General features: G+C 66.3%; 29 protein-coding genes. 20 read left to right on the forward strand and 9 right to left on the reverse strand.

The window, feature by feature from the left end:
• Positions 1-11: 11 nt before the first annotated feature.
• Positions 12-587, reverse strand: a complete 576-nt coding sequence (locus ACTZWT_RS09155) for a hypothetical protein (RefSeq protein WP_444769366.1) — start codon at positions 585-587, stop codon at positions 12-14.
• 153 nt (positions 588-740) lie between these two features.
• Between ACTZWT_RS09155 and ACTZWT_RS09160 the strand changes: the two genes are divergently transcribed.
• The gene (locus ACTZWT_RS09160; protein WP_322517984.1) at positions 741-890 is read left to right on the forward strand and encodes a hypothetical protein; all 150 of its coding nucleotides are present in this window, start codon (positions 741-743) and stop codon (positions 888-890) included.
• A 912-nt stretch (positions 891-1802) separates the two neighbouring features.
• Here ACTZWT_RS09160 and rpe read toward each other — a convergent pair.
• The gene (gene rpe, locus ACTZWT_RS09165; RefSeq protein WP_444769367.1) at positions 1803-2501 is read right to left on the reverse strand and encodes a ribulose-phosphate 3-epimerase; all 699 of its coding nucleotides are present in this window, start codon (positions 2499-2501) and stop codon (positions 1803-1805) included.
• Positions 2502-2768: 267 nt separating this feature from the next.
• On the opposite strand from rpe, the gene ACTZWT_RS09170 reads away from it, so the two are divergent.
• Complete coding sequence (locus ACTZWT_RS09170) at positions 2769-3497, forward strand: EF-hand domain-containing protein (protein ID WP_444769368.1); 729 nt, start codon at positions 2769-2771, stop codon at positions 3495-3497.
• On the opposite strand, the gene ACTZWT_RS09175 is transcribed toward ACTZWT_RS09170, so the two are convergent.
• The gene (locus tag ACTZWT_RS09175) at positions 3487-4482 is read right to left on the reverse strand and encodes a P1 family peptidase (protein WP_444769369.1); all 996 of its coding nucleotides are present in this window, start codon (positions 4480-4482) and stop codon (positions 3487-3489) included. The genes ACTZWT_RS09170 and ACTZWT_RS09175 overlap by 11 nt on opposite strands.
• A gap of 148 nt (positions 4483-4630) precedes the next feature.
• Between ACTZWT_RS09175 and ACTZWT_RS09180 the strand changes: the two genes are divergently transcribed.
• The gene (locus ACTZWT_RS09180; RefSeq protein WP_444769370.1) at positions 4631-5365 is read left to right on the forward strand and encodes a cytochrome c biogenesis CcdA family protein; all 735 of its coding nucleotides are present in this window, start codon (positions 4631-4633) and stop codon (positions 5363-5365) included.
• A 265-nt stretch (positions 5366-5630) separates the two neighbouring features.
• On the opposite strand, the gene ACTZWT_RS09185 is transcribed toward ACTZWT_RS09180, so the two are convergent.
• The 5 genes from ACTZWT_RS09185 to ACTZWT_RS09205 all read right to left on the reverse strand — a co-directional run bounded on the left by ACTZWT_RS09185 (position 5631) and on the right by ACTZWT_RS09205 (position 10974).
• On the reverse strand, positions 5631-6749 hold the full coding sequence (locus ACTZWT_RS09185; protein WP_444769371.1) for a branched-chain amino acid ABC transporter substrate-binding protein: 1119 nt from the start codon (positions 6747-6749) through the stop codon (positions 5631-5633).
• A 163-nt stretch (positions 6750-6912) separates the two neighbouring features.
• Entirely contained in the window at positions 6913-7653 is a 741-nt protein-coding gene (locus ACTZWT_RS09190; RefSeq protein ID WP_444769372.1) for an ABC transporter ATP-binding protein, read from the reverse strand.
• Between the two features lie 223 nt (positions 7654-7876).
• Positions 7877-8716: an ABC transporter ATP-binding protein gene (locus ACTZWT_RS09195; protein WP_444769373.1), complete on the reverse strand. Its 840-nt coding sequence runs from the start codon at positions 8714-8716 to the stop codon at positions 7877-7879.
• Complete coding sequence (livM, locus tag ACTZWT_RS09200) at positions 8713-10047, reverse strand: high-affinity branched-chain amino acid ABC transporter permease LivM (protein ID WP_444769374.1); 1335 nt, start codon at positions 10045-10047, stop codon at positions 8713-8715. Before livM ends, ACTZWT_RS09195 begins: the two co-directional genes overlap by 4 nt.
• A 9-nt stretch (positions 10048-10056) precedes the next feature.
• Positions 10057-10974 (reverse strand): ABC transporter permease subunit, encoded by a 918-nt coding sequence (locus ACTZWT_RS09205; protein WP_444769375.1) that lies wholly within the window; start codon positions 10972-10974, stop codon positions 10057-10059.
• Between the two features lie 439 nt (positions 10975-11413).
• Between ACTZWT_RS09205 and ACTZWT_RS09210 the strand changes: the two genes are divergently transcribed.
• The 11 genes from ACTZWT_RS09210 (at position 11414) to ACTZWT_RS09260 (ending at position 20018) form a co-directional block, all read left to right on the forward strand.
• On the forward strand, positions 11414-11938 hold the full coding sequence (locus ACTZWT_RS09210) for a hypothetical protein (RefSeq protein WP_444769376.1): 525 nt from the start codon (positions 11414-11416) through the stop codon (positions 11936-11938).
• A 172-nt stretch (positions 11939-12110) separates the two neighbouring features.
• Positions 12111-12572 carry a CoxG family protein gene (locus ACTZWT_RS09215; protein WP_322517973.1) on the forward strand — a complete coding sequence of 154 codons (462 nt, stop codon included), beginning with the start codon at positions 12111-12113 and terminating at the stop codon, positions 12570-12572.
• 186 nt (positions 12573-12758) lie between these two features.
• A complete protein-coding gene (locus ACTZWT_RS09220; RefSeq protein WP_444769377.1) occupies positions 12759-13244 on the forward strand; it encodes a (2Fe-2S)-binding protein in 486 nt (161 codons plus the stop codon).
• A 51-nt stretch (positions 13245-13295) separates the two neighbouring features.
• On the forward strand, positions 13296-14102 hold the full coding sequence (locus ACTZWT_RS09225) for an FAD binding domain-containing protein (RefSeq protein ID WP_444769378.1): 807 nt from the start codon (positions 13296-13298) through the stop codon (positions 14100-14102).
• 33 nt (positions 14103-14135) lie between these two features.
• Positions 14136-15044: an AAA family ATPase gene (locus ACTZWT_RS09230; RefSeq protein WP_444769379.1), complete on the forward strand. Its 909-nt coding sequence runs from the start codon at positions 14136-14138 to the stop codon at positions 15042-15044.
• Positions 15045-15211: 167 nt separating this feature from the next.
• Positions 15212-16429 (forward strand): vWA domain-containing protein, encoded by a 1218-nt coding sequence (locus ACTZWT_RS09235; RefSeq protein WP_444769380.1) that lies wholly within the window; start codon positions 15212-15214, stop codon positions 16427-16429.
• Between the two features lie 26 nt (positions 16430-16455).
• A complete protein-coding gene (locus tag ACTZWT_RS09240; RefSeq protein WP_322517968.1) occupies positions 16456-16779 on the forward strand; it encodes an XdhC family protein in 324 nt (107 codons plus the stop codon).
• A gap of 31 nt (positions 16780-16810) precedes the next feature.
• The gene (locus ACTZWT_RS09245) at positions 16811-17503 is read left to right on the forward strand and encodes an XdhC family protein (RefSeq protein WP_444769381.1); all 693 of its coding nucleotides are present in this window, start codon (positions 16811-16813) and stop codon (positions 17501-17503) included.
• On the forward strand, positions 17500-19101 hold the full coding sequence (locus ACTZWT_RS09250) for an NTP transferase domain-containing protein (protein WP_444769382.1): 1602 nt from the start codon (positions 17500-17502) through the stop codon (positions 19099-19101). Before ACTZWT_RS09245 ends, ACTZWT_RS09250 begins: the two co-directional genes overlap by 4 nt.
• A gap of 80 nt (positions 19102-19181) precedes the next feature.
• Positions 19182-19565: a DUF4189 domain-containing protein gene (locus ACTZWT_RS09255; RefSeq protein WP_444769383.1), complete on the forward strand. Its 384-nt coding sequence runs from the start codon at positions 19182-19184 to the stop codon at positions 19563-19565.
• Positions 19566-19607: 42 nt separating this feature from the next.
• Positions 19608-20018, forward strand: coding sequence for a DUF2000 family protein (locus ACTZWT_RS09260; RefSeq protein ID WP_444769384.1), 411 nt, complete (start codon positions 19608-19610; stop codon positions 20016-20018).
• A gap of 22 nt (positions 20019-20040) precedes the next feature.
• On the opposite strand, the gene ACTZWT_RS09265 is transcribed toward ACTZWT_RS09260, so the two are convergent.
• The gene (locus tag ACTZWT_RS09265) at positions 20041-20244 is read right to left on the reverse strand and encodes a hypothetical protein (RefSeq protein ID WP_444769385.1); all 204 of its coding nucleotides are present in this window, start codon (positions 20242-20244) and stop codon (positions 20041-20043) included.
• A gap of 147 nt (positions 20245-20391) precedes the next feature.
• Between ACTZWT_RS09265 and ACTZWT_RS09270 the strand changes: the two genes are divergently transcribed.
• From ACTZWT_RS09270 to ACTZWT_RS09295, 6 genes are all read left to right on the forward strand, one after another.
• A complete protein-coding gene (locus ACTZWT_RS09270) occupies positions 20392-21126 on the forward strand; it encodes a TetR family transcriptional regulator (protein WP_444769386.1) in 735 nt (244 codons plus the stop codon).
• A complete protein-coding gene (locus ACTZWT_RS09275; protein WP_444769387.1) occupies positions 21123-21935 on the forward strand; it encodes an HlyD family secretion protein in 813 nt (270 codons plus the stop codon). The genes ACTZWT_RS09270 and ACTZWT_RS09275 overlap by 4 nt, the downstream gene beginning before the upstream one ends.
• Entirely contained in the window at positions 21932-22870 is a 939-nt protein-coding gene (locus tag ACTZWT_RS09280) for an ABC transporter ATP-binding protein (RefSeq protein WP_444769388.1), read from the forward strand. Before ACTZWT_RS09275 ends, ACTZWT_RS09280 begins: the two co-directional genes overlap by 4 nt.
• Positions 22867-24039, forward strand: coding sequence for an ABC transporter permease (locus ACTZWT_RS09285; protein WP_444769389.1), 1173 nt, complete (start codon positions 22867-22869; stop codon positions 24037-24039). The genes ACTZWT_RS09280 and ACTZWT_RS09285 overlap by 4 nt, the downstream gene beginning before the upstream one ends.
• 28 nt (positions 24040-24067) lie before the next feature.
• Positions 24068-25390 carry an adenylate/guanylate cyclase domain-containing protein gene (locus ACTZWT_RS09290; protein ID WP_444769390.1) on the forward strand — a complete coding sequence of 441 codons (1323 nt, stop codon included), beginning with the start codon at positions 24068-24070 and terminating at the stop codon, positions 25388-25390.
• Positions 25391-25594: 204 nt separating this feature from the next.
• Complete coding sequence (locus ACTZWT_RS09295; RefSeq protein ID WP_444769391.1) at positions 25595-26203, forward strand: hypothetical protein; 609 nt, start codon at positions 25595-25597, stop codon at positions 26201-26203.
• Positions 26204-26210: the final 7 nt, after the last annotated feature.

The raw sequence follows: 26210 nt of genomic DNA on the forward strand, positions 1-26210 counted from the left end.
TGCCGCGGCGTTCAGCGGCGCCTGCGCGCGCCGGCGGCGCCGCGGGCCGCTTCCAGGGCGCCGCGCGCCGCCGCGACGTCGGGCAGGAAGCGGAAGCCGTAGCGCCCGGTGAAGTCGGTGTCGGGCGAGGCCGTGGAGGCGCGGGAGGCGAAGCTGAGATGGCCGCGGCGGCCACGGATGTCGAGCACTTCGAGCTGGTTCATCGCGCCGAAATCGGTGGCCACCGCGCCGTCCCGGCCGAGCCCGGCGCGCAGGATCAGCGCGCGCCGATCGGTGACGACATAGAGCGTGTGCAGGTGGTGCAGCAGGACGACGAACGGCCCCAGCACCAGCGCAACGCCGAGCAGCAGCGGCAAGCCGATCCAGTCGCCGAGCCAGCCGCGCGACAGCGCCATCAGGGTGAGCGCCAGCCAAGGCACGCCGATCCACCACAGCGCCCGCACCATCATCATCGCCGCACAGGCATCGGGCTGCGCCTGCCACAGCACGCGCTCGCCGGGTTGCAGCGCGGCATCGAGCGCGCGCCGCAACGGCGCTTCGAACAGCGTGGAGCGGAACGCGCCGGGGATCGTCGTTTCAGAAGCCATGCCGTTAGGTCATGCGGGCGCGACGGCCGGTTCACCACGTCGCCATTGGCCGCAGCCGGCAACGGGACCTTTTCGGCCGCCGGCGGGTTGGTCACCTCAACCGACGCAAAGGAGATCGTCATGCCGGCAGGACAACGCAGCGGAACGGGCGCCATGTCCGAACTCGAAGACGAGAAGGTGCGCAAGAACGATATCCTCAGCAATCGCGACAAGGCCCAGCGCCCACCCGGCCGCGGCCTCGACGGCAAGGGCACCGAGATCGACGAATACAAGGACATCCCGAGCAATCAGCGGGAGAAGTAATCCGCGGCGCGGGCGGATGCGACAGATCACCCCCTTGACAATAATCCTATTATGATTATAGTCCGCCCTGTCCTGTCCGTAAGGGGCGCTTCGCGAGGCGTCGTAAAAGCGGGACAGATCGACGGGCCGGGTCACCGGTCCGAAACGATGGTTCGATGACGCCGGCATGTTGCCGGTGGGGTCGGACGGACGCGGCGTCCTGCGCGTGTGCCTCGCAAGCACACGTCCGGGAGGCAGAGGTCACCGTCCGCCGCTACTACGAGCGGCTGCCGCTTTCGTGGCTGGACGGGCGCAGCAAGGCCGGGGAGATCCCGCACCGCTGTGTTCCCGGAAGAACGGTCCCGATGCCCAAAACCGCCGCGGTGGGCGCGCCGACGAGGCGTTGCGCGATGGTCCGCAAAGCCATCGCGACACTCACCACCTTTGCGCCTTTCGGCGCGCCCCCACCCCTCGCTGCGAAGCGACGGGTGCAAACCTCGGGCTCAGCAGAGCCGCGAGAAGGAATTCGCGTGGCTGTTTGACAGGTGGCTGTTTGACAGGTCGATCAACATGGACAACCTCATCCTGAGGTGCGAGCGCAGCGAGCCTCGAAGGATGGGCCGCACACCCGTGTCCGCATCCTTCGAGGCTCGCCCTGCGGGCGAGCACCTCAGGATGACGGCGCTCAGGATGACGGCTGCTGAGATGGTAGCAGCGCTCGCTACCCTCACTCACGTCATGCGCGGGCTTGACCCGCGCATCCATCGCGCGCGTGAGCGCGACATGAGGAGACTTTGCGAAGAGGATGGATTGCCGGGTCGAGCCCGGCAATGACGGTGTTATCTACTACGAGTGTTGTCGTAGGGTGGGCAAAGCGAAGCGTGCCCACTGATGTCATCAGTTGCGGAGCTATCTGGTGCCCCTACGGCAGGATTAAACCACTTCCCCCCTCGCCATCGCCGCCGCGTTCCTGATCGCGTCGATATTCGCCTTGTAGCTCTCCACAGTCCCGCCCTTGAACACCGCGCTGCCCGCCACGAACGCATTTGCGCCGGCAGCGGCTAATTGCCCCGACACTTTGTCGCTCACCCCGCCATCGACCTCGATGTCGATCGGCCGGCCCGCGGTCATCGCGCGGATGTCCTGGATCTTGTTGATGGCGCTCGGGATGAAGGCCTGGCCGCCGAAGCCGGGGTTGACCGACATCACCAGCACCAGGTCGATCATGTCGATGACGTATTCCAGCGCGGAGGCCGGCGTCGACGGGTTGAGCGAGACGCCGGCCTTCTTGCCGAGCGCGCGGATCGCCTGCAGCGAGCGGTGCAGATGCGGACCGGCTTCGGCGTGGATGGTGATGTGGTCGCAGCCGGCTTTGGCGAAGGCTTCGAGATAGGGATCGCACGGCGCGATCATCAGATGCGCGTCGAAGATCTTCTTGGTGTGCGGCCGCATCGCCTTGATGACGTCGGGGCCGTAGGAAATGTTCGGCACGAAATGCCCGTCCATCACGTCGAGATGGATCCAGTCGGCGCCCGCCTGATCGACCGCGCGGACCTCTTCGCCGAGCCTGGAGAAATCCGACGCCAGGATCGACGGCGCGATGACGAGGGGGCGAGGCGCGAGCTGGGTCATGGGAGCTTCCGGCGTGAGAGGGGGTCAGCCTCGCTATCACGCGAGCCGGCCCCTCGCAATGCGGCCCGGCAAGCCGCCGCAACGCGGGCGGCGGGCCGGCAGGTTCTGCCGGAGCGGCAGGAATTTCCGCCCGGGCGGCGCCGCGCCGCGACGAAAACCCCTGCAATTCCAAGCCCCGGCGCCCTGGCACGGCGATTGCTGAACGAGGCCACAGGATGCGCGTGCGTAGTTGCGGCCGCCGTCCGCGGCGTTGAACGGAGTCTCGTCATGTTGCCAGCCCTCGGCGCGCTCGGTGCGCTGTCCGGATTGCTCAATTCGCTGAGCTCCACGTCGTCGTCGAGCTCGTCGACGAAGACCACCAGTTTCAGCAACCCGTTCGAAACCTCGAACTCGAAGAGCAGCAGCTCGTCGCTGTCCGAGTCGTCGAGCAGCGGTGCGTCGCCGTCGAGCAGCCTGTCGCCGGAGATGATGCAGGCGCTGCTCGCGGCGCAGCAGCAGAGCCAGACGTCGACCACCGACGCGTCGACCACCGCCACGAAAAGCCGCGACTCCGCGCTGAAGGATCTGTTCTCGCAACTCGACGGCGATGGCGACGGCGCCATCAGCCAGTCCGAATTCCAGGACAAGCTCGGCGCCGGCGGCACCAATGTCGAGAATGCCGACAAGGTGTTCGCCAAGCTCGACGCCGACAACGACGGCTCGGTCAGCCTCGACGAATTGTCCTCGGCGCTGAAGGGCAGGGGCCAGCAGGCTCAGGCGGGCGGCGGCGGGTCGCAGGAGAGCTCGGGCGCGTCGACCACCAGCGTGACCAATGCGGACGGCTCGGTGACGACCTCGATCACTTATGCGGACGGCTCCAAGGTGTCGACGACCTCGGCCGCAAGCGCCAGCAGCGCGCGGGCGTCGTCGTCCTACAATTTCATCGAGCAGATGATCCAGCGCCAGGCAGCGCAATTGCAGTCGGCTGCGACCTCGTCGGTGTCGCTCAGCGCCTGAACCGGTCGCGCCATGCCGGCTGCGCGTCCTTGAACGGCAGCGCGGTCGCTTCATAAACGCCGCGCGCGATCGCCCGCGCCACGGTGTTGGCGGCGATCGCGCCGAGTTCGGTCAGCCCCGCGAGCGGATCGACCGGCTTCTTGCCGGTCGCGGCCGCGAACACCACGTCGCCGTCGAGCGGCGCGTGTACCGGATAGATAGCGCGCGCGAAACCGGTCTGCGCCATCATTGCCAGCCGCTTCACCTGCGTCTTGGTCAGCAGCGCGTCGGTGACGATGGTTACCAGCGTGGTATTCTCCGCGGTCGCGGCGGCGGCGCCCTTGATCTTCACTGCCAGCATCTCTTCGGTGAAATGCTGCGGCATGCCGCAGCCGCCGAACTCGTCGCCGACTTCGTAAGGCGCCGACCAGAACCACGGGCCGTCGCCGATGGTCACGCTGCCGATCGCATTCACCGCCGCGATCGCGCCGACCATGATTCCGGCGGGCGTCGTCGCGGAGGCCGAGCCGAGGCCGCCTTTGTAGTTCGCCGTGGTGGCGCCGAGTCCCGCGCCGACGCTGCCGAGCGCGAAGGTGTCGCTCGCGGCGGCTGCCGCCTGATAGCCGAGCTCGCGATAGGGCGAGAACCGGCCCCACGCCTTGTCGCCGCCATTGAGCATGTCGAAGATCACGCCGCCGGGCACGATCGGGATCGTCGCGGTGCCGATCGGAAAGCCGCGGCCCTGTTCGGCGAGCCAGGCCTGGACGCCGCCGCCGGAATCCAGCCCGAACGCCGAGCCGCCCGACAGCGTGAAGCCGTCGACCTGCTCGACGGTATTGACCGGCTCCAGCAGCACGCCGTCGCGAATGCCCGGCCCGCCGCCGCGGACGTCGATCGAGGCGGTCGCAGGTGTGTCGAACAGAATCGCCGTGACGCCGGAGGCCAGGCGTTCGTCATGGGCGTGGCCGACGCGGACGCCGGCGATGTCGGTGATGAGGTTCTTCAAGGCAGTTCCAGGGGCGAAAATCACGAGGGGAGCGACATTGTCGGCCTAAACACTTCGTCGAAGCAACCCCTCACGCCGCGATCACAAGCTGCGGAAGCTCGCCGCGGCGGGCCTTGCGCGGCTGCGCGGCGCAGGTGCATGTAGCCGCATGATCCACGACGTCTCGATCCCCGCGGCGCTGATCGCCGGCCTGGTCAGCTTCCTGTCGCCCTGCGTGCTGCCGCTGGTGCCGCCATACCTGATCTATCTGACCGGCGCGACCATCGAACACGTCGCGGCAGACGAATCCCAGCGCACCTCGAAGCGCGCGGTGATGATCTCCGCACTGATGTTCGTGCTCGGCTTCTCGACCGTGTTCATCGCGCTCGGCGCCAGCGCCAGCCTGGTCGGCGGCCTGATCCGCGCCTGGTCGGCCGAACTCGCGATCGTCGCCGGCATCGTCATCATTCTGATGGGACTGCATTTCCTCGGCCTGACGCGGCTCAACATCCTGATGCGCGAGGGCCGGTTGCCGATTCCAAAGCCGATGGGCCTGTGGGGCGCCTATGTGATGGGGCTGGCTTTCGCGTTCGGCTGGACGCCCTGCATCGGCCCGATCCTCGCCGCGATCCTGTCGGTCGCCGCCGCCGAAGCCACGGTGGCGAAGGGCGCGGGCCTGCTGGCGATCTACTCGCTCGGCCTCGGCGTGCCGTTCCTGCTCGCGGCGCTGATGGTCGAGCAGTTCTCCGGCCTGTTCGCGCGGATGAAGAAGCATCTGGCGACCGTCGAGCGCGTGATGGGCGGGCTGATGGTGCTGACCGGCATCGCCTTCCTCACCGGCGCCATCACCGATGTCAGCATCTGGCTGCTGAACACGTTCCCGGTGCTGGGGACGATCGGGTGAGGTAGTCGCCGTGGACCAACCGCGGCGCATCGAATTCGCAATGCCCTCATCCTCCGCGAAAGCGGAGGACCCAGTATTCCAGAGCCTTGAGGTGATGAATGCGTGCTCTGGAATACTGGGCCGCCCGGTCGAAGCCGGGCGGTGACGGCTTTGCACCGTTGTTTCAGCGTCATTGCGAGCGTAGCGAAGCAATCCAGAGCAGCAAACACTGTTTGGATTGCTTCGTCGCTTCGCTCCTCGCAATGACGATCGAAAGCTCAGGGCCTCACATCGCCTTGCCGGGATTGATCTCGGCGTAGTTGCCCTTGGCGTCCCATTTGTAGACGACGTAGTCGATCGCCTTGATGTCGCCCTTGGCGTCGAACGCCATCTTGCCGAGCACGGTGTCCCATTCGCCGGCCTTGATGGTGTCGATCACCTTCTTCGGATCGGTGGTCTTGGCCTTGGCGACGGCCTGCGACCAGACCTGGAACGCGGCGTAGGTGTAGAGCGTGTAGCCTTCCGGATCGATGCCCTTGGCCTTGAACTTCTCGACGATCGCCTTCGCGGTCGGCTTGTTGCGCGGGTCGGGGCCGAAGGTGAACAGCGTGCCCTCGGCGAGCGGGCCGGTGATCGAGGCGAATTCCTTGTCGTTCATCGCGTCGCCGGCCATCATCGCCGTTTTCAGGCCCTGGTCGCGCATCTGGCGCAGGATCAGGCCGGCTTCCTGATGATAGCCGCCGATATAGACCAGATCGATGGAGTCGCGCTTCAGCCGCGAGACGATCGAATTGAAGTCCTTGTCGCCCTTGTTGTAGGACTCGAACATCTTCTCCTGGAAGCCCGCCTTGTTCAGCGCTTTCTTGGTCTCGTCGGCGAGGCCCTTGCCGTAGGTGGTCTTGTCGTTGAGGATCGCGACGTTCTTGCCCTTGAAATTCTTGGTGATGTACTCGGCGGCGATCAGGCCCTGCTGATCGTCGCGGCCGCAGACGCGCAGCACGTTCCAAAGCTTGCGCTCGGTGAACAGCGGGTTGGTCGAGGCCGGGGTGATCTGCAGCACGTTGCCGTCGGCATAGGCTTCCGACGCCGGGATCGACGACGACGAGCAGAAGTGTCCGGCGACGAACGGAATGCCGTCGCCCGCCAGCTTCTCGGCGATCGACCGCGCCTGCTTGGGATCGCAGCCGTCGTCGCCGACCTCCAGCGCGAGCTTCTTGCCGAGCACGCCGCCGCCGGCATTGAGATCGGCGACCGCCTGATCGGCGCCGTTCTTCAATTGCCGTCCGAACGCGGATTCGCTGCCGGTCATCGGTCCTGCGACCGCGATCTTGAGGTCCTGCGCAAGCGCCGTTGTCGACAGCGCCAGCGACACGCCGAATGCCAAACCGAGAAGCTTGAGTTTCATGGATCGATCCCTGCGGTAAAGTGCGAACGAACAGCGCGCCCGAGCCGGCCGACGCGCGAAGCTTGGCGGCATTGTTGGCTGATTTTCCGGCCAAGTCATCGACAAAATGCGCGGTTTTCCGCAGCGCTCTGGCACATTCTGCCGCAGCCTGCGGGCGCCGGCGTCACACCTTGCGGCCGCCTTCGAGATACGCGGCGCGGACTTCCGGGCGCGCCAGCAATTCGGCGCCGCTGCCGCTCATGGTGATCAGGCCGTTGACCAGCACGTAGCCGCGATGCGCCAGCCGCAGCGCGTGGTTGGCGTTCTGCTCGACGATCAGCACGGTCAGGCCGTCCTGCTTGTTGAGGGTGCGGATCGCGTCGAAGATCTGGCGGGTGATCAGCGGCGCGAGGCCGAGCGAGGGCTCGTCGAGCAGCAGCAGCCGCGGCCGGCTCATCAGCGCGCGGCCGATCGCCAGCATCTGCTGTTCGCCGCCGCTCAGCGTGCCGCCGCGCTGGCTGGTGCGTTCGCGCAGCCGCGGGAACAGCGTCAGGACGCGTTCCCGTACCTCGGCGCGCTCGGCCTCGGTGCTGTCGCCGGCATCGGCGCCCATCTGCAGATTCTCGGCGACGCTCATCCGTGGAAAGATCCGCCGGCCCTCCGGCGATTGCGCGATGCTCATCCGCGCGATCTGATGCGTCGGCATCTGCGTGATGTCGACGCCGTCGAACACGATGCGGCCGGTCTTCGCGCGCGGCTTGCCGAAGATCGTCATCATCAGCGTCGATTTGCCGGCGCCGTTGGCGCCGATCAGCGCGACGATCTCGCCGGGCCTGATATCGAGGTCGACGCCCTTCAGCGCCTCGATCTTGCCGTAGGCGGCGCGGAGGTTTTCGATACTGAGGAGGGGCGGGGAGTCGGTCATGCCGCGACCTCGCCACGCTTACTTTCGTCATGCCCGGGCTCGACCCGGGCATTCACAGCCGTCATTGCGAGCGAAGCGAAGCAATCCAGGGGCCGCATGCGATGCCCTGGATTGCTTCGTCGCTGCGCTCCTCGCAATGACGAGGGCGATGGTCGGCTCACTTGCTCCAAGACGCGCTTCGCGCTCTTGCCCGGCCATGACGCCGCAGATGGGGAGAGCCAGGTCACAGCCCGAGCTCCTGCTCGACGGCTTCGACCTCTTCGTCCTCGACGCCGAGATAGGCGGCGATGACGCGCTGGTCGTCGCGGATCTGCTGCGGCGTGCCCTCGGCGATCTTGACGCCGTAGTCGAGCACGACGACCTCGTCGGAGATCTCCATCACCACGCTCATGTCGTGCTCGATCAGCAGGATCGAGGTGCCGTGGTCGTCGCGGATCGAGAGCAGCAGTTCGCCGAGCGCCGCGCTCTCGCGCGCGTTGAGGCCGGCGGCCGGTTCGTCGAGGCACAGCAGCACGGGTTCAGTGCACATCGCGCGCGCGATCTCCAGCCGTCGCTGGTCGCCGTAGGGCAGATTGCCGGCGGCCTCGTCGGCGCGGTCCAGGAGGCCGATCTGTTTCAGCCAGAAGGTGGCGCGCTCGATCGCCTGCTTTTCCGCCGCGCGCCAGGACGGCGCGCCGAACAGGCCGAGAAAGGTCAGGCCGGATGCGAGCATCAGCTTGTTGTGTTGCGCCACCATCAGGTTTTCCAGCGCGGTCATGCCGGCGAACAGCCGGATGTTCTGGAAGGTGCGGGCGACCTTGGCGAGCTTGGTGATGCGGAAGTCGTTGAGCTTGTCGAGCCGGTAGCTGTCGCCGCCGGGATGCTGCAGGCCGATCGCGCCGGCGCTCGGCTTGTAGAACCCGGTGATGCAGTTGAACACCGTGGTCTTGCCGGCGCCGTTCGGGCCGATCAGCGCGGTGATCTTGCCGCGTTGTGCCGCGAACGACAGATCATTGACGGCGACGATGCCGCCGAACCGCATGGTCAGGCCATCGACGCGCAGAATCGGGCTGTCGCCGCTCATCCGTGGCCCTCCTTGACGAGGTCGGACGAGATCGCCTGATTGTGCTGCAGATACACGGTCGGCGCGCGATGGCCGATCAGGCCGCGCGGCCGCCACACCATCAACAGCACCATCGACAGGCCGAACACCAGCATCCGGAACTGATCGAGCCCGCGGAACAGCTCGAATCCGCCGATCAGCGCCAGCGCCGCCAGCGCGACGCCGAGCTGCGAGCCCATGCCGCCGAGCACGACGATCGCCAGCACCAGCGCGGATTCCTGGAAGGTGAAGGATTCCGGCGAGATGAAGCCCTGCCGGGTGGCGAAGAACGCGCCGGCGAAGCCGCCGAACATCGCGCCGGTGGCGAACGCCGTCAGCTTGGTCGTGGTGGTGTTGATGCCGAGCGCGCGGCAGGCGACTTCGTCCTCGCGCAGCGCTTCCCAGGCGCGGCCGATCGGCAGCCGCCGCAGCCTGATCGTGGCCCAGTTGGTCAACAGCGCCAGCGCCAGGATGATGTAGAACAGGAAGACGAGCCGATGCGACGGCGAGAACGGAATCCCGAGAAATGCTGCGAGGCCGTTTTCGCCGGGTACCAGAGGGATGCCGAAAAACGTCGGCCGCGGAATGCCGCTGACGCCGTTCGGGCCGCCGGTGAGGCTCTGCCAGTTGATGATCACGAGGCGGATGATTTCGCCGAACGCCAGCGTGACGATGGCGAGATAGTCGCCGCGCAGCCGCAGCACCGGAAAGCCGAGCAGCACGCCCCAGAACCCGGCGAGGATGCCGGCGAGCGGCAGGCAGATCCAGAACGACAGCCCAAAATTGGTCGCGAGCAGCGCGTAGGAATAGGCGCCGACGGCGTAGAATGCGACGTAGCCGAGGTCGAGCAGGCCGGCGAGGCCGACCACGATGTTCAGCCCCCAGCCCAGCATCACATAGGTCAGCACCAAAATGCCGAGGTCGAGGATGTAGCGCTGGTCGTAGAAGATCACCGGCACCAGAATCGTGAAGATCAGCAGCACCGGCGCGACGGCGCGGCCGGCGACAGCGAGTGTCTTGCGCGCGCCTTCGGGCATCAGCCTCGGCGTGTCGACCGGACCCCACCACTGCCGCAACAATTCGACCACGATCGAGCCGACGAACACCGCGGCGACCATGCCGGCGAGTTCCGGGAAGCGGGTCCAGTAGATCAGCTGCCCTTCAGGCCCGGCTTCGGTCCGCACGCCGATCATCAGCGAAAACAGAACCAGCGCCACGAGGGCGCTGATCAGGGCCTTTTTGAGGATGAAGGCGGCGCCTACGCCGGTTTTGGCGGCGGCGGTCGCAGCGGCGGCGGGGGCATGATCGGCCACGCGCGCCGCTCAGACTTTTTCGACTTCCGGCCGGCCCAGCAGGCCGGTCGGCATGAAGATCAGGACGACGATCAGGATCGAGAACGCCGCGACGTCCTTGTACTCGACCGAGAAATAGGCCGACCAGAAGGTCTCGATCAGGCCGATCAGCAGCCCGCCGAGCATCGCGCCGGGCAGCGAGCCGATGCCGCCGAGCACGGCCGCGGTGAACGCCTTGATGCCGGCGACGAAGCCCATGAAGAAGTCCACCAGGCCGTAATACAGCAGGTACATCATGCCCGCGACCGAGGCCAGCGCGGCGCCGATGACGAAGGTCATCGAAATGGTGCGGTCGACGTCGACGCCGAGCAGCGACGCCATGGTCTGGTCCTGCTCGCAGGCGCGCATGTCGCGGCCGAGCCTGGTCTTCGCCACCAGCCAGGTGAAGATCGCGAGCAGCACGATGGTGGTGATCACCACCACGATCTGGACGTTGGAGAGCTGTACGTTGAAGCCGTCGGCGCTCTCGTGCAGCGTGTAGCCGCCGGTGATGATCGGCGGCACCGGCTTCACCCGCGCGCCCTGCGCCACCTGTGCGTAGTTCATCAGCACGAACGACATGCCGATCGCCGACAGCATCGGGGCGAGGCGGAACGAATGCCGCAGCGGCCGGTAGGCGATGCGCTCGACCGTCCAGCCGTAAAGCGCGGTGATCGCCATCGACACCAGCAGCACCACCAGCAGGATCAGCGGCACGAAGGTGAGGCCGAACGACACCAGGATCAGGAAGCTGATCAGGGCGATGAAGCCGCCGATCATGAAAATGTCGCCATGGGCGAAATTGATCATGCCGACGATGCCGTAAACCATCGTGTAGCCGATCGCGATCAGGCCGTAGATCGAGCCGAGGACGAGGCCGTTGATGAGCTGCTGGGCGAAATAGTCCATGCGCTGCCGTGGTCTGAGGTCCGAACGCAACTGAGATTCTGCGCGCCAGCGTGCCCGTCTGGCACCCGCTCGCGCTGGAGACACGATGCGGCGAGGGCCCCGGCAGCCGGAACGTCGCTTCGCTTTAAGGATTTTGTAACAGTTGGAACTGGTTACGGCAACAGCCGTGCCGATACGACCTTCTTCCCTGTGGATGACGCCGGTTCCCGAATAGCGGATCGGCCGCCTCCGATCGCACCAAAGGTCTCGCTGCGACGGTGAAACGAGACGCAAGATTCGTGCCCACGGGGCCTTCATTCGGCATCAGTTCCCCGTCATCCACAGGGTTAACGGGCGTTAAGGTTAACAAAGCCTTTCCGTTGTCCGTCGTCATTAACCGGGTTTAGCTCGTCCGACTCGCCTTCCAGGATCGGGAAGGGCCGGCAGCGGGAAGCCCACGATGAAGACCAACTGGCGGATCAGCTCTGTGAACGGCGTGCTGCTCGCGGCCTATTTCGTCCCGACCTGGCTGATGGTCGCGTTCAAGATCATGGTATCGCCGATCCACGCGCTGTACGACCGGCCGAACATCTCGGTCGCGATTTTCCTGAGCGATCACTTCCATCTCGCTGCGACCGCCACGGTGCGGACCGCCTGGATGCTCGCGCTCGCCAAGCTGACGGTGGCGGCGTTCTTCGTGGTGTTCATCGCACTGCTGACGCGACCGTCGATCCGAAAGGCCGGCGGCTGCGACGAGGCGCTGGCGATCGCGCTGACCATCGGCAGCGTGATCAGCTTCGCCAGCATGATCATGGCGTCTCAGGTCGGTGAACTGGAAGCGATGCGGCTGCACGCGACCGAACTGCTGCTCTTGCTCGGCACGGCGATCGTGATGCTGGTTGAGCGACCGGCGGAAGCCCTCACCACGGTTGCGGAACGGCCTGCGATGATGCCGAACTATCCGCACGCGCCGCAGAATTCGTGATCATTATCTGACGACGGTCTCCCGAACCCACCATATCGCATTGCGCAAAGCGCCTATGCGTGGCCCGTAACGAGTTGCGGTGCCGTGCTACTTTTGCTTTTGCAAATGGCGTGCTTAAGTTGTCCGGCAATGCCGCCGATCAAGGCGGCTGACGATTGCGGGAGGAGAATCCATGGCCATGACGATGAACGGCGAAGTCCAGCTGGGCGCGCCGAAAGATCTGGTGTGGAGCAAACTGAACGATCCAGAAGTGCTGAAGCAGTGCATCCCCGGCTGTGAAGAGCTGGAAAAGACCGAGGACGACAGCGGTTTCCGTGCTGTCGCCAAATTGAAGGTCGGCCCGGTGTCGGCGCGCTTCAAGGGGCGCGTCACGCTCAGCGATCTCGATCCGCCGAACGGCTACAAGATCACCGGCGAGGGCGAAGGCGGGGTCGCCGGCTTCGCCAAGGGCGGCGCAGTCGTCGGCCTGTCCGACAAGGACGGCGGCACGCTTCTTTCCTACGACGTCGAGGCGCATATCGGCGGCAAGCTGGCGCAACTCGGGCAGCGGCTGATCAACGGCTCGGCCAAGAAGCTCGCCGACGAGTTCTTCGCCAATTTCTCCAAGGCCGTCGAAGGCAATGGCGGCGCCTGATTGCGCCGCAGCAGATATCGATCACGCTCCCGTTATCACGCTCGGTCGTGGCGTCTCGCGCGCTTTCGATAACCGGATCGAGGTTGCCGATCCGGGGGATGCCCCTTAAGATATCTTCAAGAAACACAACTAAGACGCGAGCTGACTGCCGTGCAACGCGGTGGTGTGAAAAGAATGAGAGGGCCGATGGCCAAGATTTCCCTGATCGTGAATGGCAATCCCGTGACCGCGAATGTCGATCCGCGCACGCTGCTGGTGCAGTTTCTGCGCGAACATCTGCGGCTCACCGGCACCCATGTCGGTTGCGACACGTCGCAGTGCGGCGCCTGCGTCGTGCACCTCGACGGCAAGGCGGTGAAGTCCTGCACCACGCTCGCGGTGATGGCGGACGGTCATGACGTCAAGACGATCGAGGGGCTGGCCGCCGATGGCGCACCGCTGCATCCGATGCAGGAGGCATTTCGCGAACATCACGGCCTGCAATGCGGCTTCTGCACCCCCGGCATGATCATGACCGCGGTCGATCTGGTGCATCGCAAGGGTCACGAGCTGTCGGACGCCACGATTCGCGAGGAGCTCGAAGGCAATCTGTGCCGCTGCACCGGCTATCAGAACATCGTGCTGTCGATCGCCGCCGGCGCCAAGGCGATGGCGAATTCCGATCTCGCGTAATTCGATTCGGACAACGATCAAAGCGCAGGCCGAGCGGCCCAGGGAAGCTCAATGTACGAATTCAAATACCACCGCCCCGCGACCGTCCGGCAGGCTGCGAATCTGCTGATCAAGAACGAGGACGCCAAGCTGATCGCCGGCGGCCATACGCTGCTGCCGGTGATGAAGCAGCGGCTCGCCGCGCCGCCGCATCTGGTCGATCTGTCCCACATCGAAGGGCTGAGCGGCATCGAGATGAAAGGCCGCTCGCTGGTGATCGGCGCCACCGCCAAACACGCCGAAGTGGCGGCCTCGCCGATCGTCGGCGAGGCGATCCCGGCGCTGGCGGAGCTGGCGTCGCTGATCGGCGATCCCGCGGTGCGCCACAAGGGCACGATCGGCGGCTCGCTCGCCAACAACGATCCGACCGCGGACTATCCGGCGGCGGTGATGGCGCTCGGCGCCACCATCGTCACCAACAAGCGCAAGCTGAAGCCCGAGGAATTCTTCCAGGGCATGTTCACCACCGCGCTGGAGCCGGACGAGATCATCACCAAGGTGCAGTTTCCGCTGCCGAAGAAGGCGGCCTACATCAAATTCCGCAACCAGGCCTCGCGCTACGCCCTGGTCGGCGTGTTCGTCGCGCGGCGTCCGTCGGATGTCGGCGTCGCGGTCACCGGCGCGGGCGCGGACGGCGTATTCCGCGTCACCGCTTTCGAGGAGGCGCTGAAGGCGCGGTTCAATTCGAAGTCGCTCGACGGCATCCACGTCCCGCATGACGGCCTCAACAGCGATCTGCACGGCAGCGCCGAATATCGCGCGCATCTGATCGGGGTGCTGGCCAAGCGCGCGGTCGACGCCGCCAACGGCAAGGCGTGACCTTGCGATCGGCCCGCCCATGAGCGTCGCTCCATGAGCATCACGCCGCCTCCCGCGTCGGTCGACGCGACGCTCGACATGCTGACGCGCCGCGGCTATCTCGCCGAGCGGGCGCTGGCGACCGTGGTGTTTCTCGCGCTGCGGATGAACCGGCCGCTGTTTCTCGAAGGCGAGGCCGGCGTCGGCAAGACCGAGATCGCCAAGGTGCTGTCGGCCGCGCTCGGCCGCCGATTGATTCGGCTGCAATGCTACGAAGGGCTCGACGTCGCGTCCGCGGTCTACGAGTGGAACTCGTCGGCGCAGATGATCGCGATCCGGCTCGCGGAAGCGGCCGGCGACACCGACAGGGCGCAGCTTTCCAGCGACATCTTCTCCGAGCAGTATCTCATCAAACGGCCGCTGCTGCAGGCGCTGGAGCCGGACATCACGGGCGCCCCGGTGCTGCTGATCGACGAGCTCGACCGCGCCGACGAGGCGTTCGAGGCGTATCTGCTCGAGGTGCTGAGCGACTACCAGGTGACGATCCCGGAATTCGGCACCATCAAGGCGCCGCAGCCGCCGATCGTGATCGTCACCTCGAACCGCACCCGCGAAATCCACGACGCGCTGAAGCGGCGCTGCCTGTATCACTGGGTCGATTATCCCTCCGCGAGCCGCGAATTGGCGATCGTCAAGTCGCGGGTGCCGGGGATTTCGGCCAAGCTGTCGCAGCAGGTGGTGAATTTCGTGCAGGCGCTGCGCGCGCAGGACTTCTACAAATCGCCCGGCGTCGCCGAAACGTTGGACTGGGCCACCGCGCTGACCGAACTCGACGCCCGCGCGCTCACCGCCGAAGTGGTCGGCGACACGCTCGGCGCGCTGCTGAAGTATCAGGACGACATCACAAGAATGCAGGGCGACGCGTTGCAGAAGCTGGTGAAGGACGCGACCGACGAGACGTAGGTCGGGCGAAAGCTTAGGTCGGGCATTGCGCACTGAACGTGAGTTCGTCATTCCGGGGCGCGCCTCTTGGCGCGGGCCCGGAATCCATACTCCCGGCGGTGGTTATGGATTCCGGGTTCGCGCCTGTCGGCGCGCCCCGGAATGACCAAATGATGGGGTGTGCCTGAATGCAGCGTAACCCGATGACCGCGATGGATCATCTCAACCCTCCCACCGGGATGATGGCCGACAACATCGTCGGCTTCGCCCGTGCGTTGCGCGCGGCCGGCCTTCCGGTCGGGCCGGGCGCGGTAATCGATGCGCTGGACGCGCTGCAACTGATCGACATCGGCCACCGCGACGATCTCTACGCCACGCTGGAGGCGATCTTCGTCAAGCGCCGCGAGCACGCGCTGATCTTCGCGCAGGCGTTCGCGCTGTTCTTCCGCGCCGCCGAAGAATGGCAGCACATGCTGGATTCGATCCCGCTGCCCGATCACGCCAAGAAGAAACCGCCGCCGGCGTCGCGCCGCGTGCAGGAAGCGATGGCACCGTCCACCACGCGCGACTTCCCCGCCGCCGAGGAGCAGGAGGTGCGGCTCGCCGTCTCCGACAAGGAGATCCTGCAGAAGAAGGATTTCGCGCAGATGAGCGCCGCGGAGATCGCCGAAGTGACGCGGTCGATCGCGCGGATGCGGCTGCCGCAGGCGGAACTGCGCACCCGCCGCGTCCGTCCGGACAAGCGCGGCCTCAAGCTCGATCTGCGCCGCACGCTACGCGCGTCGCTGCGCACCGGCGGCGACATCGTTGACATTCGCCGGCTCGGGCTGATCGACAAGCCCGCGCCGATCGTGGCGCTGCTCGATATTTCCGGCTCGATGAGCGAATACACGCGGCTGTTTCTGCATTTTCTCCACGCTATCACCGACGACCGCAAGCGCGTCTCGACCTTCCTGTTCGGCACGCGGCTGACCAATGTCACCCGGGCGCTGCGGGCGCGCGATCCCGACGAGGCGTTGGCGAGTTGCACGTCCTCTGTGGAGGACTGGGCCGGCGGAACGCGGATCGCGACCTCGCTGCACGCTTTCAACAAGCTGTGGGCGCGCCGCGTGCTGGGGCAGGGGGCGATCGTGCTGCTGATCTCGGACGGGCTGGAGCGCGAGGCGGACAGCAAACTGGCATTCGAGATGGACCGGCTGCATCGCTCCTGCCGGCGGCTGATCTGGCTCAATCCGCTGCTGCGCTTCGGCGGCTTCGAGCCGCGCGCACAGGGCATCAAAATGATGCTGCCGCACGTTGACGAATTCCGCCCGGTGCATAACTTGACCTCGATGCAGGGGCTGATCGAGGCGCTGTCGTCGGCGCCGCCGCCGCATCATTTCAGCGCGATCCGCTCGGCCGCCTGACGCGGCCCGCGCCAAGGAGACCTCCGATGCTCGACCGCGACGAAGACATTCTCAAAGCAGCGGAAGACTGGAAGAAGGCCGGCCACGGCGTGGCGCTCGCCACCGTGGTCGAGACCTGGGGCTCCGCCCCGCGCCCCGCCGGCTCCAGCCTCGTCATCAACAATGACGGCACCTTCCTGGGCTCCGTCTCCGGCGGCTGCGTCGAAGGCGCGGTAGTGACGGAAGCGCTCGACGTGATCGAGAGCGGCGCGCCGAAGCTGCTGGAATTCGGCGTCGCCGACGAGACCGCCTGGAAGGTCGGGCTGTCCTGCGGCGGCACCATCCGGGTGTTCGTCGAGAAGGTCGGTTAGTTCGGCCGGCGCAAGAAGTGGGACGGTTTCCGTGAAGCTCGAAACATTGCAGCAACTCAACGCCGAGCGCGCTGCGCGGCGGCCGGCGATCGTCGTCACCGACACCGCGACCGGAGAGCAGCGCCTCGTCAAGGCCGCCGAGATCGCCGCCGACCCGCTCGCGTCCGAACTCGGCAAGCAATTGCGGATGGGCAAGAGCGCGACGATCGAGGCCGATGGGAAAAAGCTGTTTCTCAACGTCTACGCGCCGACCGCCAAGCTCGTGATCGTCGGCGCGGTGCATATCAGTCAGGCGCTGGCGCCGATGGCGCGGTCGCTCGGCTACGACGTCACCGTGGTCGATCCGCGCACCGCGTTCGCGAGCCCTGAGCGTTTTCCGGACGTCCCGCTGATCGCGGAATGGCCCGACGTGGCGCTGCCGCCGCTGAATATCGATCACTACACGGCGTTTGTCGCGCTGACGCACGATCCCAAGATCGACGATCCGGCGCTGCTGCACGCGTTTGCGCGCGACTGCTTCTACATCGGCGCGCTCGGCTCGAAGAAGACCCATGCGCGGCGGGTCGACCGCCTGAAGGAGCAGCGCGCCAGCGATGCCGACGTCGGGCGGATCCACGCGCCGATCGGGCTCGCGATCGGCGCGGTGTCGCCGGCGGAGATCGCGGTGTCGATCATGGCCGAGATCACCGCGACGCTGCGTCAACCAAAGGCGGCCGCGGCATGAAGTTCGGGCCGCGCCGTCCGGCCGATGCGATCGGCGGCGTTACCGTGCATGCGCTGCGCCGGAATGGCTTGCTGCTGAAGAAGGGCACCGCGATCGGCCCGGCCGAAGTCGAGGCGCTGGAGCGCGCGGGTGTCGCCGAGATCGTCGTCGTTCAGCTCGAACCGGGCGACGTCTCCGAGGACGTCGCCGCCGCCGACGTCGCGAAAGCCGTTGCCGGCGACGGCGTCAGTGTCGAGCGCGCCTTCACCGGCCGCGCCAATCTGTTCGCCCAGCGCCCCGGCGTGCTGGTGGTCGATCGCGCCGTGGTCGATCGCGTCAACGCCGTCGACGAGGCGATCACCTTCGCGACGCTGCCGGCGTTCAAGCCGGTGGTCGAAGGCGAGATGATCGCGACCGTCAAGCTGATCCCGTTCGGCGTCGAAGGCAAACTTCGCGATGCCGCGGTGGCGGCTGCACGAGGCTCCGCGCTGCAGGTCGCGCCCTACGTGGTCAAGCGCGTCGGCGTCGTCTCGACGCAACTGCCGGGCCTGGCGTCCAAGGTGATCGACAAGACCCTGCGCGTCACCGCCGAGCGGCTGGCGCCTGCAGGGGCCGAGATCATTGCCGAGCGCCGCGTCGCCCATGACGAATCTGCGCTCGCAACGGCGCTGCAGGAATTGCTCGGTCTCGGCGCCGAACTGGTGATCGTGTTCGGGGCCTCGGCGATTGCGGACCGGCGCGACGTCATCCCGGCGGCGATCGGCGCCATTGGAGGGCAGGTCGAGCATTTCGGCATGCCGGTCGATCCCGGCAATCTGCTGCTGATCGGCAGCGCGGCCGGCGTGCCGGTGCTCGGCGCGCCGGGCTGTGCGCGCTCACCGGTCGAGAACGGCTTCGACTGGGTGCTGATGCGGCTGCTCGCAGGGCTCAAAGTCACGCGCGCCGATATAACCGGTATGGGCGTCGGGGGACTGCTGATGGAGATTGTGACCCGGCCGCAGCCGCGCGTGCCGGTCGCCGAAGGCGGCCGCAATGTCGCGGCGATCGTGCTCGCCGCCGGCCGCTCGACGCGGATGGGCGGGCCGAACAAGCTGCTCGCCGAGTTGAACGGCGCGCCGCTGGTGCGGATCGTCACCGAGCAGGTGCTGGCGTCGAAGGCTTCGCGCGCGATCGTGGTCACCGGGCATCAGGCCGACAGGGTCGAGGCGGCACTGGCCGGTCTCGACGTTGCCTTCGTACACAATCTCGCCTTCGCCGAAGGCCTCGCATCGTCGGTGAAAGCCGGCATCGCGGCGGTGCCCGACGATGCCGACGGCGCGGTGGTCTGTCTCGGCGACATGCCGCTGATCGACTCGCAATTGATCGACCGGCTGATCGACGCCTTCGATCCGGATCGCGGCGGGCTGATCGTGGTGCCGGTTGCGGATGGCCGCCGCGGCAATCCGGTGCTGTGGTCGCGGCGCTTCTTCGCCGAGTTGATGACGCTCGACGGCGACATCGGTGCGCGGCACCTGATCGCGAAGCATGGCGAGGCGGTGACTGAAGTGCCGGTCGACGGCCACGCGGCATTTCTCGACATCGACACGCCGCAGGCGCTCGAGGATGCCCGCCGCGGCTGAGCGTGGCGCGCGACGGATTATTCACCAAGTTGAAAGTCCTCCCGACCTAAAGTTCCACCGGGTTACTTGGGGAGGGGATCTTGGGGTTGTCTGCTGCTCCGCGCCGCCGCGGCGCGCTTCGTGCTGTCCTGTTGATCGTTTTGTCCGCCGCCTCCGTGCCGGCTCACGCTGCCGGCGCTCTCGCGGTCGGCAAATGCGGGGCCTACGGCAAGGCCTTCGACTATCCGGCCGATGCCGCCGCCGTCGCGGCGGCGCGCAAGCAATGCAACGGCGATTGCACCACCATCACGATGCGGCGCGCCTGCGCGGCGCTGGCGATCGACATGCTGAACCCCTGCGGGGCGCACGGCTATGCGGTCGAGCCGAAGATCTCATCGTCGCTGAACGCCGCAACTCGCAAGTGCTACGAATATGGCGGCAAGGAATGCGTGATCCGGGCCTGGGCCTGCGACGCCAAGGGATGACAAAGGGATGACACTCCCGCCGACTTCGGCTACGGATTTCGCATGCAGTTCGATACCAAGATCGCGTTGGTGATCCGCACCGACCTCGAAGCCTGGCAGAAACTCAACGTCGCGGCCTTTCTGACCTCGGGGGTCGCCGCGGCGTTTCCGGAATGCATCGGCGAACCTTATCAGGACGGCAGCGGCACGACGTATCACGCCTTGATCGGTCAGCCGATCCTGATCTACGGCGCCGACCGGGCGGCGCTGTCCCGCGCGCTGGAGCGGGCGCTCGCGCGCAGCGTGACCCCGGCCGTCTACACCGAGGACATGTTCGCGACCACGCACGACGCCGCGAACCGCGAGGCGGTGAGGGCGGTGGCGCGCGCCGATCTCAATCTGGTCGGGCTCGCAGTGCGGGCCGAGCGCAAGGTGGTGGACAAGATCCTCGACGGACTGAAGTTTCACGCCTGATCGCGACGCCGATCCGGCTCGGCTACGGCATCGGCCGCGGCGCGCGATCCTCGGGCTGCAGCGTGTCGTCCTCCTTACGCTGCTCGGCGCGATAGACGGCCTCGGTCCCGGCTTCTGTCTGCCGCTTCTCCGATCGGGTGCGACCGCGGTTGCGCATCAGCGCGAATGCGATCGCGAGGCCGAGAACGATGATGCCGACGCCCCACATCCATTCGATCGATGCCATGTTTCTCTCCCTTTTGTGATCTCAAGGGACAATCCCGGTTGAGAGCCGTCGTTCCGCAACTTGTCCGGAAGGACCACGACCGGACGGACGCGGCATCCGTAAAGATCCGGTCTTGAATATGACTGACTGGTCAGTCATATTTTCGGAATGACAGATGCCACCCGTCGGCCGACCAAGCGATCCGCAACTTCCGTGACCCCGCAGCCGGCACCGGCCGCGCGCGGCCGGGCCAAGCCGGCCGATGCGACGGGCGATCCGTCCCGCAACGCCGCCGCGTCGTCGACGCGGACGCTGCGCGCGGCGGAGCGCCGCGCCGCGATTGTCGACGCCGCGCTTGACGAGTTCATTGCCCGCGGATTCGCGGCGACGCGGCTCGAAGACGTGGCGAAGCGCGCTGGCGTCGCCAAGGGCACGATCTATCTGTACTTCGCCGACAAGGAGGCGTTGTTCCAGGAACTGCTGCGCTCGGCGATGCTGCCGCTGATCGAGAAGCTCGATGCGCCGCCATTGCCGGGTGTATCGGCGCGGGCGACGTTCGAGATGTTCGCGGAGGTCTTCGTTCGGGAAGTGACGCAGACCCGGCGCGCCGATCTGCTGCGGCTGATGATCACCGAGGGGCCGCGGTTTCCGTCACTCGCCGAATTCCATTATCGCGAAGTCGTCGTGCGTGGTCTCGCGGCGATGCGCCGCGTCATCGCCTACGGGATCGAGCGCGGCGAGATCCGCAATGACGCGCTGCTGCAATTTCCGCAACTGATCATGGCGCCGGCGATGCTGACGGTGATCTGGCAGGGCCTGTTCGGCCGCTACTCGCCGCTGGATTCGCTCGGGTTGCTGCGGACCCATATCGCCCTCATTTTCGACGAAAGGGAAGCGACATGATCGCGCGCCCGATCCACGCCGCTGTTGCCGTCGCCGCGCTGTTGGCGATCGCGGGCTGCACCAACAAAGCCGATCCGGGCTATCAGGGCTGGGTCGAGGCCGACCTGATCTTCGTCAGCCCCGACGAATCCGGCCGCATCACCCGGCTCACGGTCCGCGAGGGCGACGAGGCCCGCAAGGGCGAGCTGATCTACACGCTCGACGACGATTTGCAGCAGGCCGACCTCAACCAGAACAACGCCACGCTGGCCAACGCCAAGCAGATCTTCGACCGAGCCCAGTCGCTGTCGAAGACCGGCTCCGGCACGCAGGCCAATCTCGATTCCGCGATCTCGGCGCTGCGCGTGGCCGAGGCCCGCGTCGAGACTTCGAAGACTCGCCTGATGCGGCGGAAAATCTACGCGCCGGTCACCGGCAATGTGCAGCAGATCTATTTCCGCGAGGGCGAGATGGTGGCGGCGCAGAAGCCGGTGCTGTCGATCCTGCCGCCCGGCAACATGAAGCTGCGGTTCTTCGTGCCCGAGGCGGCGCTGCCGACGCTGGCGATCGGCGATACTATCCGCGTCAGTTGTGACAATTGCGCGCCGGATCTCACCGCGAAGATCTACTTCATCGCCACCACGGCGGAGTACACGCCGCCGGTGATCTACAGCCAGGACGAGCGCAACAAGCTGGTCTATCTGATCCAGGCGCGGCCGGAGCGGCCGGCCAGCCTGCGCGTCGGCCAGCCGGTCAGCGTGTATCCGACGCCGAAGACGCCGGCCCAGACGCCGGCTCAGGCGCCGGCCGCAGCGGGCGGCAAGCCATGACCGCCGCATCGGCCGCTCCCGACATCGCCATCGACGTCAGGGGGCTGAGCAAGTCCTTCAACGGCCGCGAGGTGGTGCACGATCTGTCGATGCAGGTGAAGCGCGGTTCGATCTACGGCTTCCTCGGCCCCAACGGTTCCGGCAAGACCACGACGATCCGGATGCTGTGCGGCCTGCTGACGCCGGACAGCGGCGAGGGCACCTGCCTCGGCTACGACATCCGGCGCGACGCGGACAAGATCAAACGCCAGGTCGGCTACATGACGCAGCGCTTCAGCCTGTATCAGGACCTCTCCGTTCGCGAAAATCTCGAATTCGTCGCGCGGCTCTACGGCGTGCGCGACGCCCGCGCGGCGGCGCGCGAGATGATCCGGCGGCTCGGCCTGTCCGGCCGCGAGAACCAGCTTGCGGGCGAACTCAGCGGCGGCTGGAAACAGCGGCTGGCGCTCGGCGCCTGCACGCTGCCCAATCCGCAATTGCTGCTGCTCGACGAGCCGACCGCCGGCGTCGACCCGAAGGCACGGCGCGATTTCTGGAACGAGATCCACGGCCTCGCGGCGGAGGGGCTCACCGTGCTGGTCTCGACCCACTACATGGACGAGGCCGAGCGCTGTCACGAGATCGCCTACATCGCCTACGGCAATCTGCTGGCGCACGGCACCGTCGACGAGGTGATCGCGCAGTCCGCGCTGGCGACTTACGTCGTGACCGGCGAGGGGCTCGGCGCGCTGGCGCACGAGCTCGCCGGCAAGCCCGGCGTCGACATGGTCGCGCCGTTCGGTACCAGCCTGCACGTTTCCGGCCGCGACCACGCCGCGCTGGAGGCGACGATTGCGCCGTATCGCAAGTCGGGTCAGCACTGGCAGCACGGTGCGCCGTCGCTCGAGGACGTGTTCATCGAACTGATGAGCCGCACCAGGGACAATTTCCAATGAGCGTCGCCGACGACAGCGCCACCGGCCGCATCCAGCCGATCAAGCCCCCGCGTTTCGGCTTCCTGCGGCGCACCTATGCGATGCTGGTGAAGGAACTGATCCAGCTCCGCCGCGACCGTCTCACCTTCGCGATGATCGTGGTGATTCCGGTGATGCAGCTGCTGCTGTTCGGTTACGCCATCAACACCACGCCGCGGCACCTGCCGACCGCGGTGCTGCTGCAGGAGGACTCGGACCTCGGCCGCTCGATCCTGAAGGCGCTGGAGAACACCGCCTATTTCAATTTCGTCCAGGAGGTGCAGAGCGTCGAGCAGTTCGACAATCTGCTGTTGTCCGGCAAGGTGCTGTTCGGCGTCGAAATCCCGCGCGGCTTCGAACGCGCGGTGCGGCGCGGCGAGAAGCCGGCGCTGCTGGTCGCGGCCGACGCCACCGATCCGGTCGCGGCCGGCTCGGCGCTGTCGGCGCTCGGCCGGATCGTGCAGACCGCGCTCGAACACGACCGCGTCGCCGGCGATCCCGGCAATCCGCCGTTCGAGATCCGCGCGCATGCGCGCTACAATCCGGCAGCGTCGTCGCGGCTCAATATCGTGCCCGGCCTGGTCGGCACCATCCTGACGATGACCATGCTGATCTTCACCGCGCTGTCGGTGACGCGCGAAATCGAACGCGGCACCATGGAGAACCTGCTGTCGATGCCGATCACGCCGGTCGAGGTGATGCTCGGCAAGATCCTGCCTTATGTCGGCGTCGGCTTCATCCAGGCGTCGCTGATCCTCGGCATCGGCGTGCTGCTGTTCGGCGTGCCGCTGCGCGGCAGCCTGCTGCTGCTGGCTTTGCTGTCGACGCTGTTCATCACCACCAATCTGGCGATCGGCTACACCTTCTCGACGCTGGTGCAGAACCAGTTGCAGGCGATGCAGGCCTCGATGATGTTCTTCCTGCCGTCGATCCTGCTGTCGGGATTCATGTTTCCGTTCGCGGGCATGCCGGCCTGGGCGCGATATCTCGGCGAGTGCCTCCCGCTGACGCATTATGTGCGGATCGTCCGGTCGATCATGCTGAAAGGATCGACGCTGGAGAATCTGCGCTACGACACGCTGGCGCTGGCGGCCCTGATGCTGATAGCGATGACGATCGCGGTGACCCGGTTTCGGCGGACGCTGGATTGAGCCGATCTCAGGGCTGTAGGAGCGGCCGATGAAAATGCCGTGGCGACGGGCGTCTCAGTTCTCATCGCAGCGCCCGATGCTGACCGATGAGTTCCGCAGCGCGCTGACGCGCGAGATGCTGCGCACCGAGCTGCTGCGGGCGAAGGTGTTGCTGATCACCGTCTCGCTGCTCATCGCGATTATCCTGGTATCTTACTGGATATTTCCATCGGCCATCGACAGAATCTGGCGCGGCCAGTTCTCGCTGGTCCCGCTGCTGCTGTCCTACGCGCCGCTGCTGATGTTCGAGGTCAGCATCATCACGATGCTGCGCCGGCGGCTCGTCCAGGGGCGCGATGTGCCGCATCTCGGGCGCTACCTGGGCGTACTGATCGAGACCAGCCTGCCGACGGTCGGGCTGTATCTGCAGATGAACAGCATGGGCTCCGCGCAGGCGCTCGCTTTCGCCGTGCCGTTCGCGTATTTCATCTTCATCATCCTGTCGACGCTGTGGCTGGACTTCCGGCTGTCGCTGTTCACCGGCTTCGTCGCCGCTGCGGAACTGCTGGCCATCGCAATGTTATACCGTCCGCCTGGCTTTCCCGATGAGCCGCCGCCGGATTTCGCCTTCCATCTGATCCGCAGCGTGGTGTTGCTGACCGCGGGCATTCTGGCGGGCGGCGTCGGCCGGCAGCTCCGCCGGCAGTTTGAAACGTCGATCGTCGCGGGGGGCGCGCGCGACCGCATCACCAGCCTGTTCGGCCAGCACGTCTCGCCGCAAGTGGTCGAGCAACTGCTCGCGGCGGGCACGCAGGTGACCGGCGAGACCCGGACGGTGGTGGTGATGTTCGTCGATTTCCGCAACTTTACCGGGGCCGCTCGGGCACGGTCGCCGGAGGAGGTGGTCGCGCGGCTCGACGACGCCTTCGCCATGCTGGTCGATATCCTGGAGCGTCACGGCGGCATCGTGAACAAATTTCTCGGCGACGGATTTCTCGCGCTGTTCGGCGCGCCGATCGCGGACCCGCGCGCTGCGTCATGTGCGGTGGCTGCGGCGCGCGAGATGCTGGCAGCGATGCAGGACAACAATGCCGGGCAGGACTGGCCGCTGCGGATCGGCATCGGCATCCACATCGGCGATGCGGTCGTCGGCACCGTCGGCTCGCCGCGGCGCAAGGAGTACACGGTGATCGGCGACACCGTTAATTTCGCGTCGCGTCTCGAATCGCTCAATAAGGACTTCGACACTCAGGTCCTGATCTCATCGGCGATTCGCGACGAGGTCGGCACCGACGCCATCGACGCGCAACTGCTCGGAAGCGTGACGATGCGCGGCTATGCCGAGCCGATGGCGGTCTGGCGGCTGGGCTGACAAGTCCCTTCACCGCAAGTGTTTCCGAACCAGTGTGCCGACCGATCGTGCCGTCGCTCGTGTGAACTGAAGTATTTATAAGTATAGAGTTCAATATTTCAGAGGATTTGATTGAATTGTTATCCTTAACCAAGTATTAATCAGATCGTTTACATAGTTAATACGATGTTTACCTTGATCCCCGGAAGAGAACGGGAGTCGGGAATGTCGTTGCTGAATCGCTGGGTCGTCGTCGCAATCCTGGGGGCGCTGGCGGGAGGCGCCGCAGCGCAGGCGCAATCCGCGCTGCCGGGCGTCAGGCCCGAGGCCGAATTGTTGCAGCCGGGACCGGCGCAGGCCTGTCCCCCGAACGATCCATCCGATCCGGCGATCACCTCGTCGCTGGGTGATCGCTTCATCGCCGGGCAGCATTTCCGCGAGACGAATGCGGCGCGCGGCGACGTGGCGATCGCCTGGCTCGGCACGACGTTCCGGCAGCGCTTCGTCTCCAAGACGGAGATCAGCGTCGTGCGCACCACGTTGCAGCCGTTCCGCCTGCGTCGTGCGGCACGTGCCAGCGAGATCGTCGCGTGGCTCGGCGATCGCGGCGAGACGACGCTCGGCGAGTTGTGGTGTCTGCTGACACTGCAGCCGAACGGCGAGGAGGGTGCGCTGCTGACGAGCGCGGTGCCGAACCTGTTCTTCGTACGAGACCGCGACGGAAGGCTGTGGACCGTCGACGTGCTGTGGGGCGGGCCGGGCTGGGAGATCGGCGCCAGCGCGATCGACGGCGATCGCCCATGGGTCGCGGGCGCGCAGGCGTTCTCGCGCTGATCGGCGG

Source organism: Rhodopseudomonas sp. NSM, from assembly GCF_052445935.1.
GTDB lineage: Bacteria > Pseudomonadota > Alphaproteobacteria > Rhizobiales > Xanthobacteraceae > Rhodopseudomonas.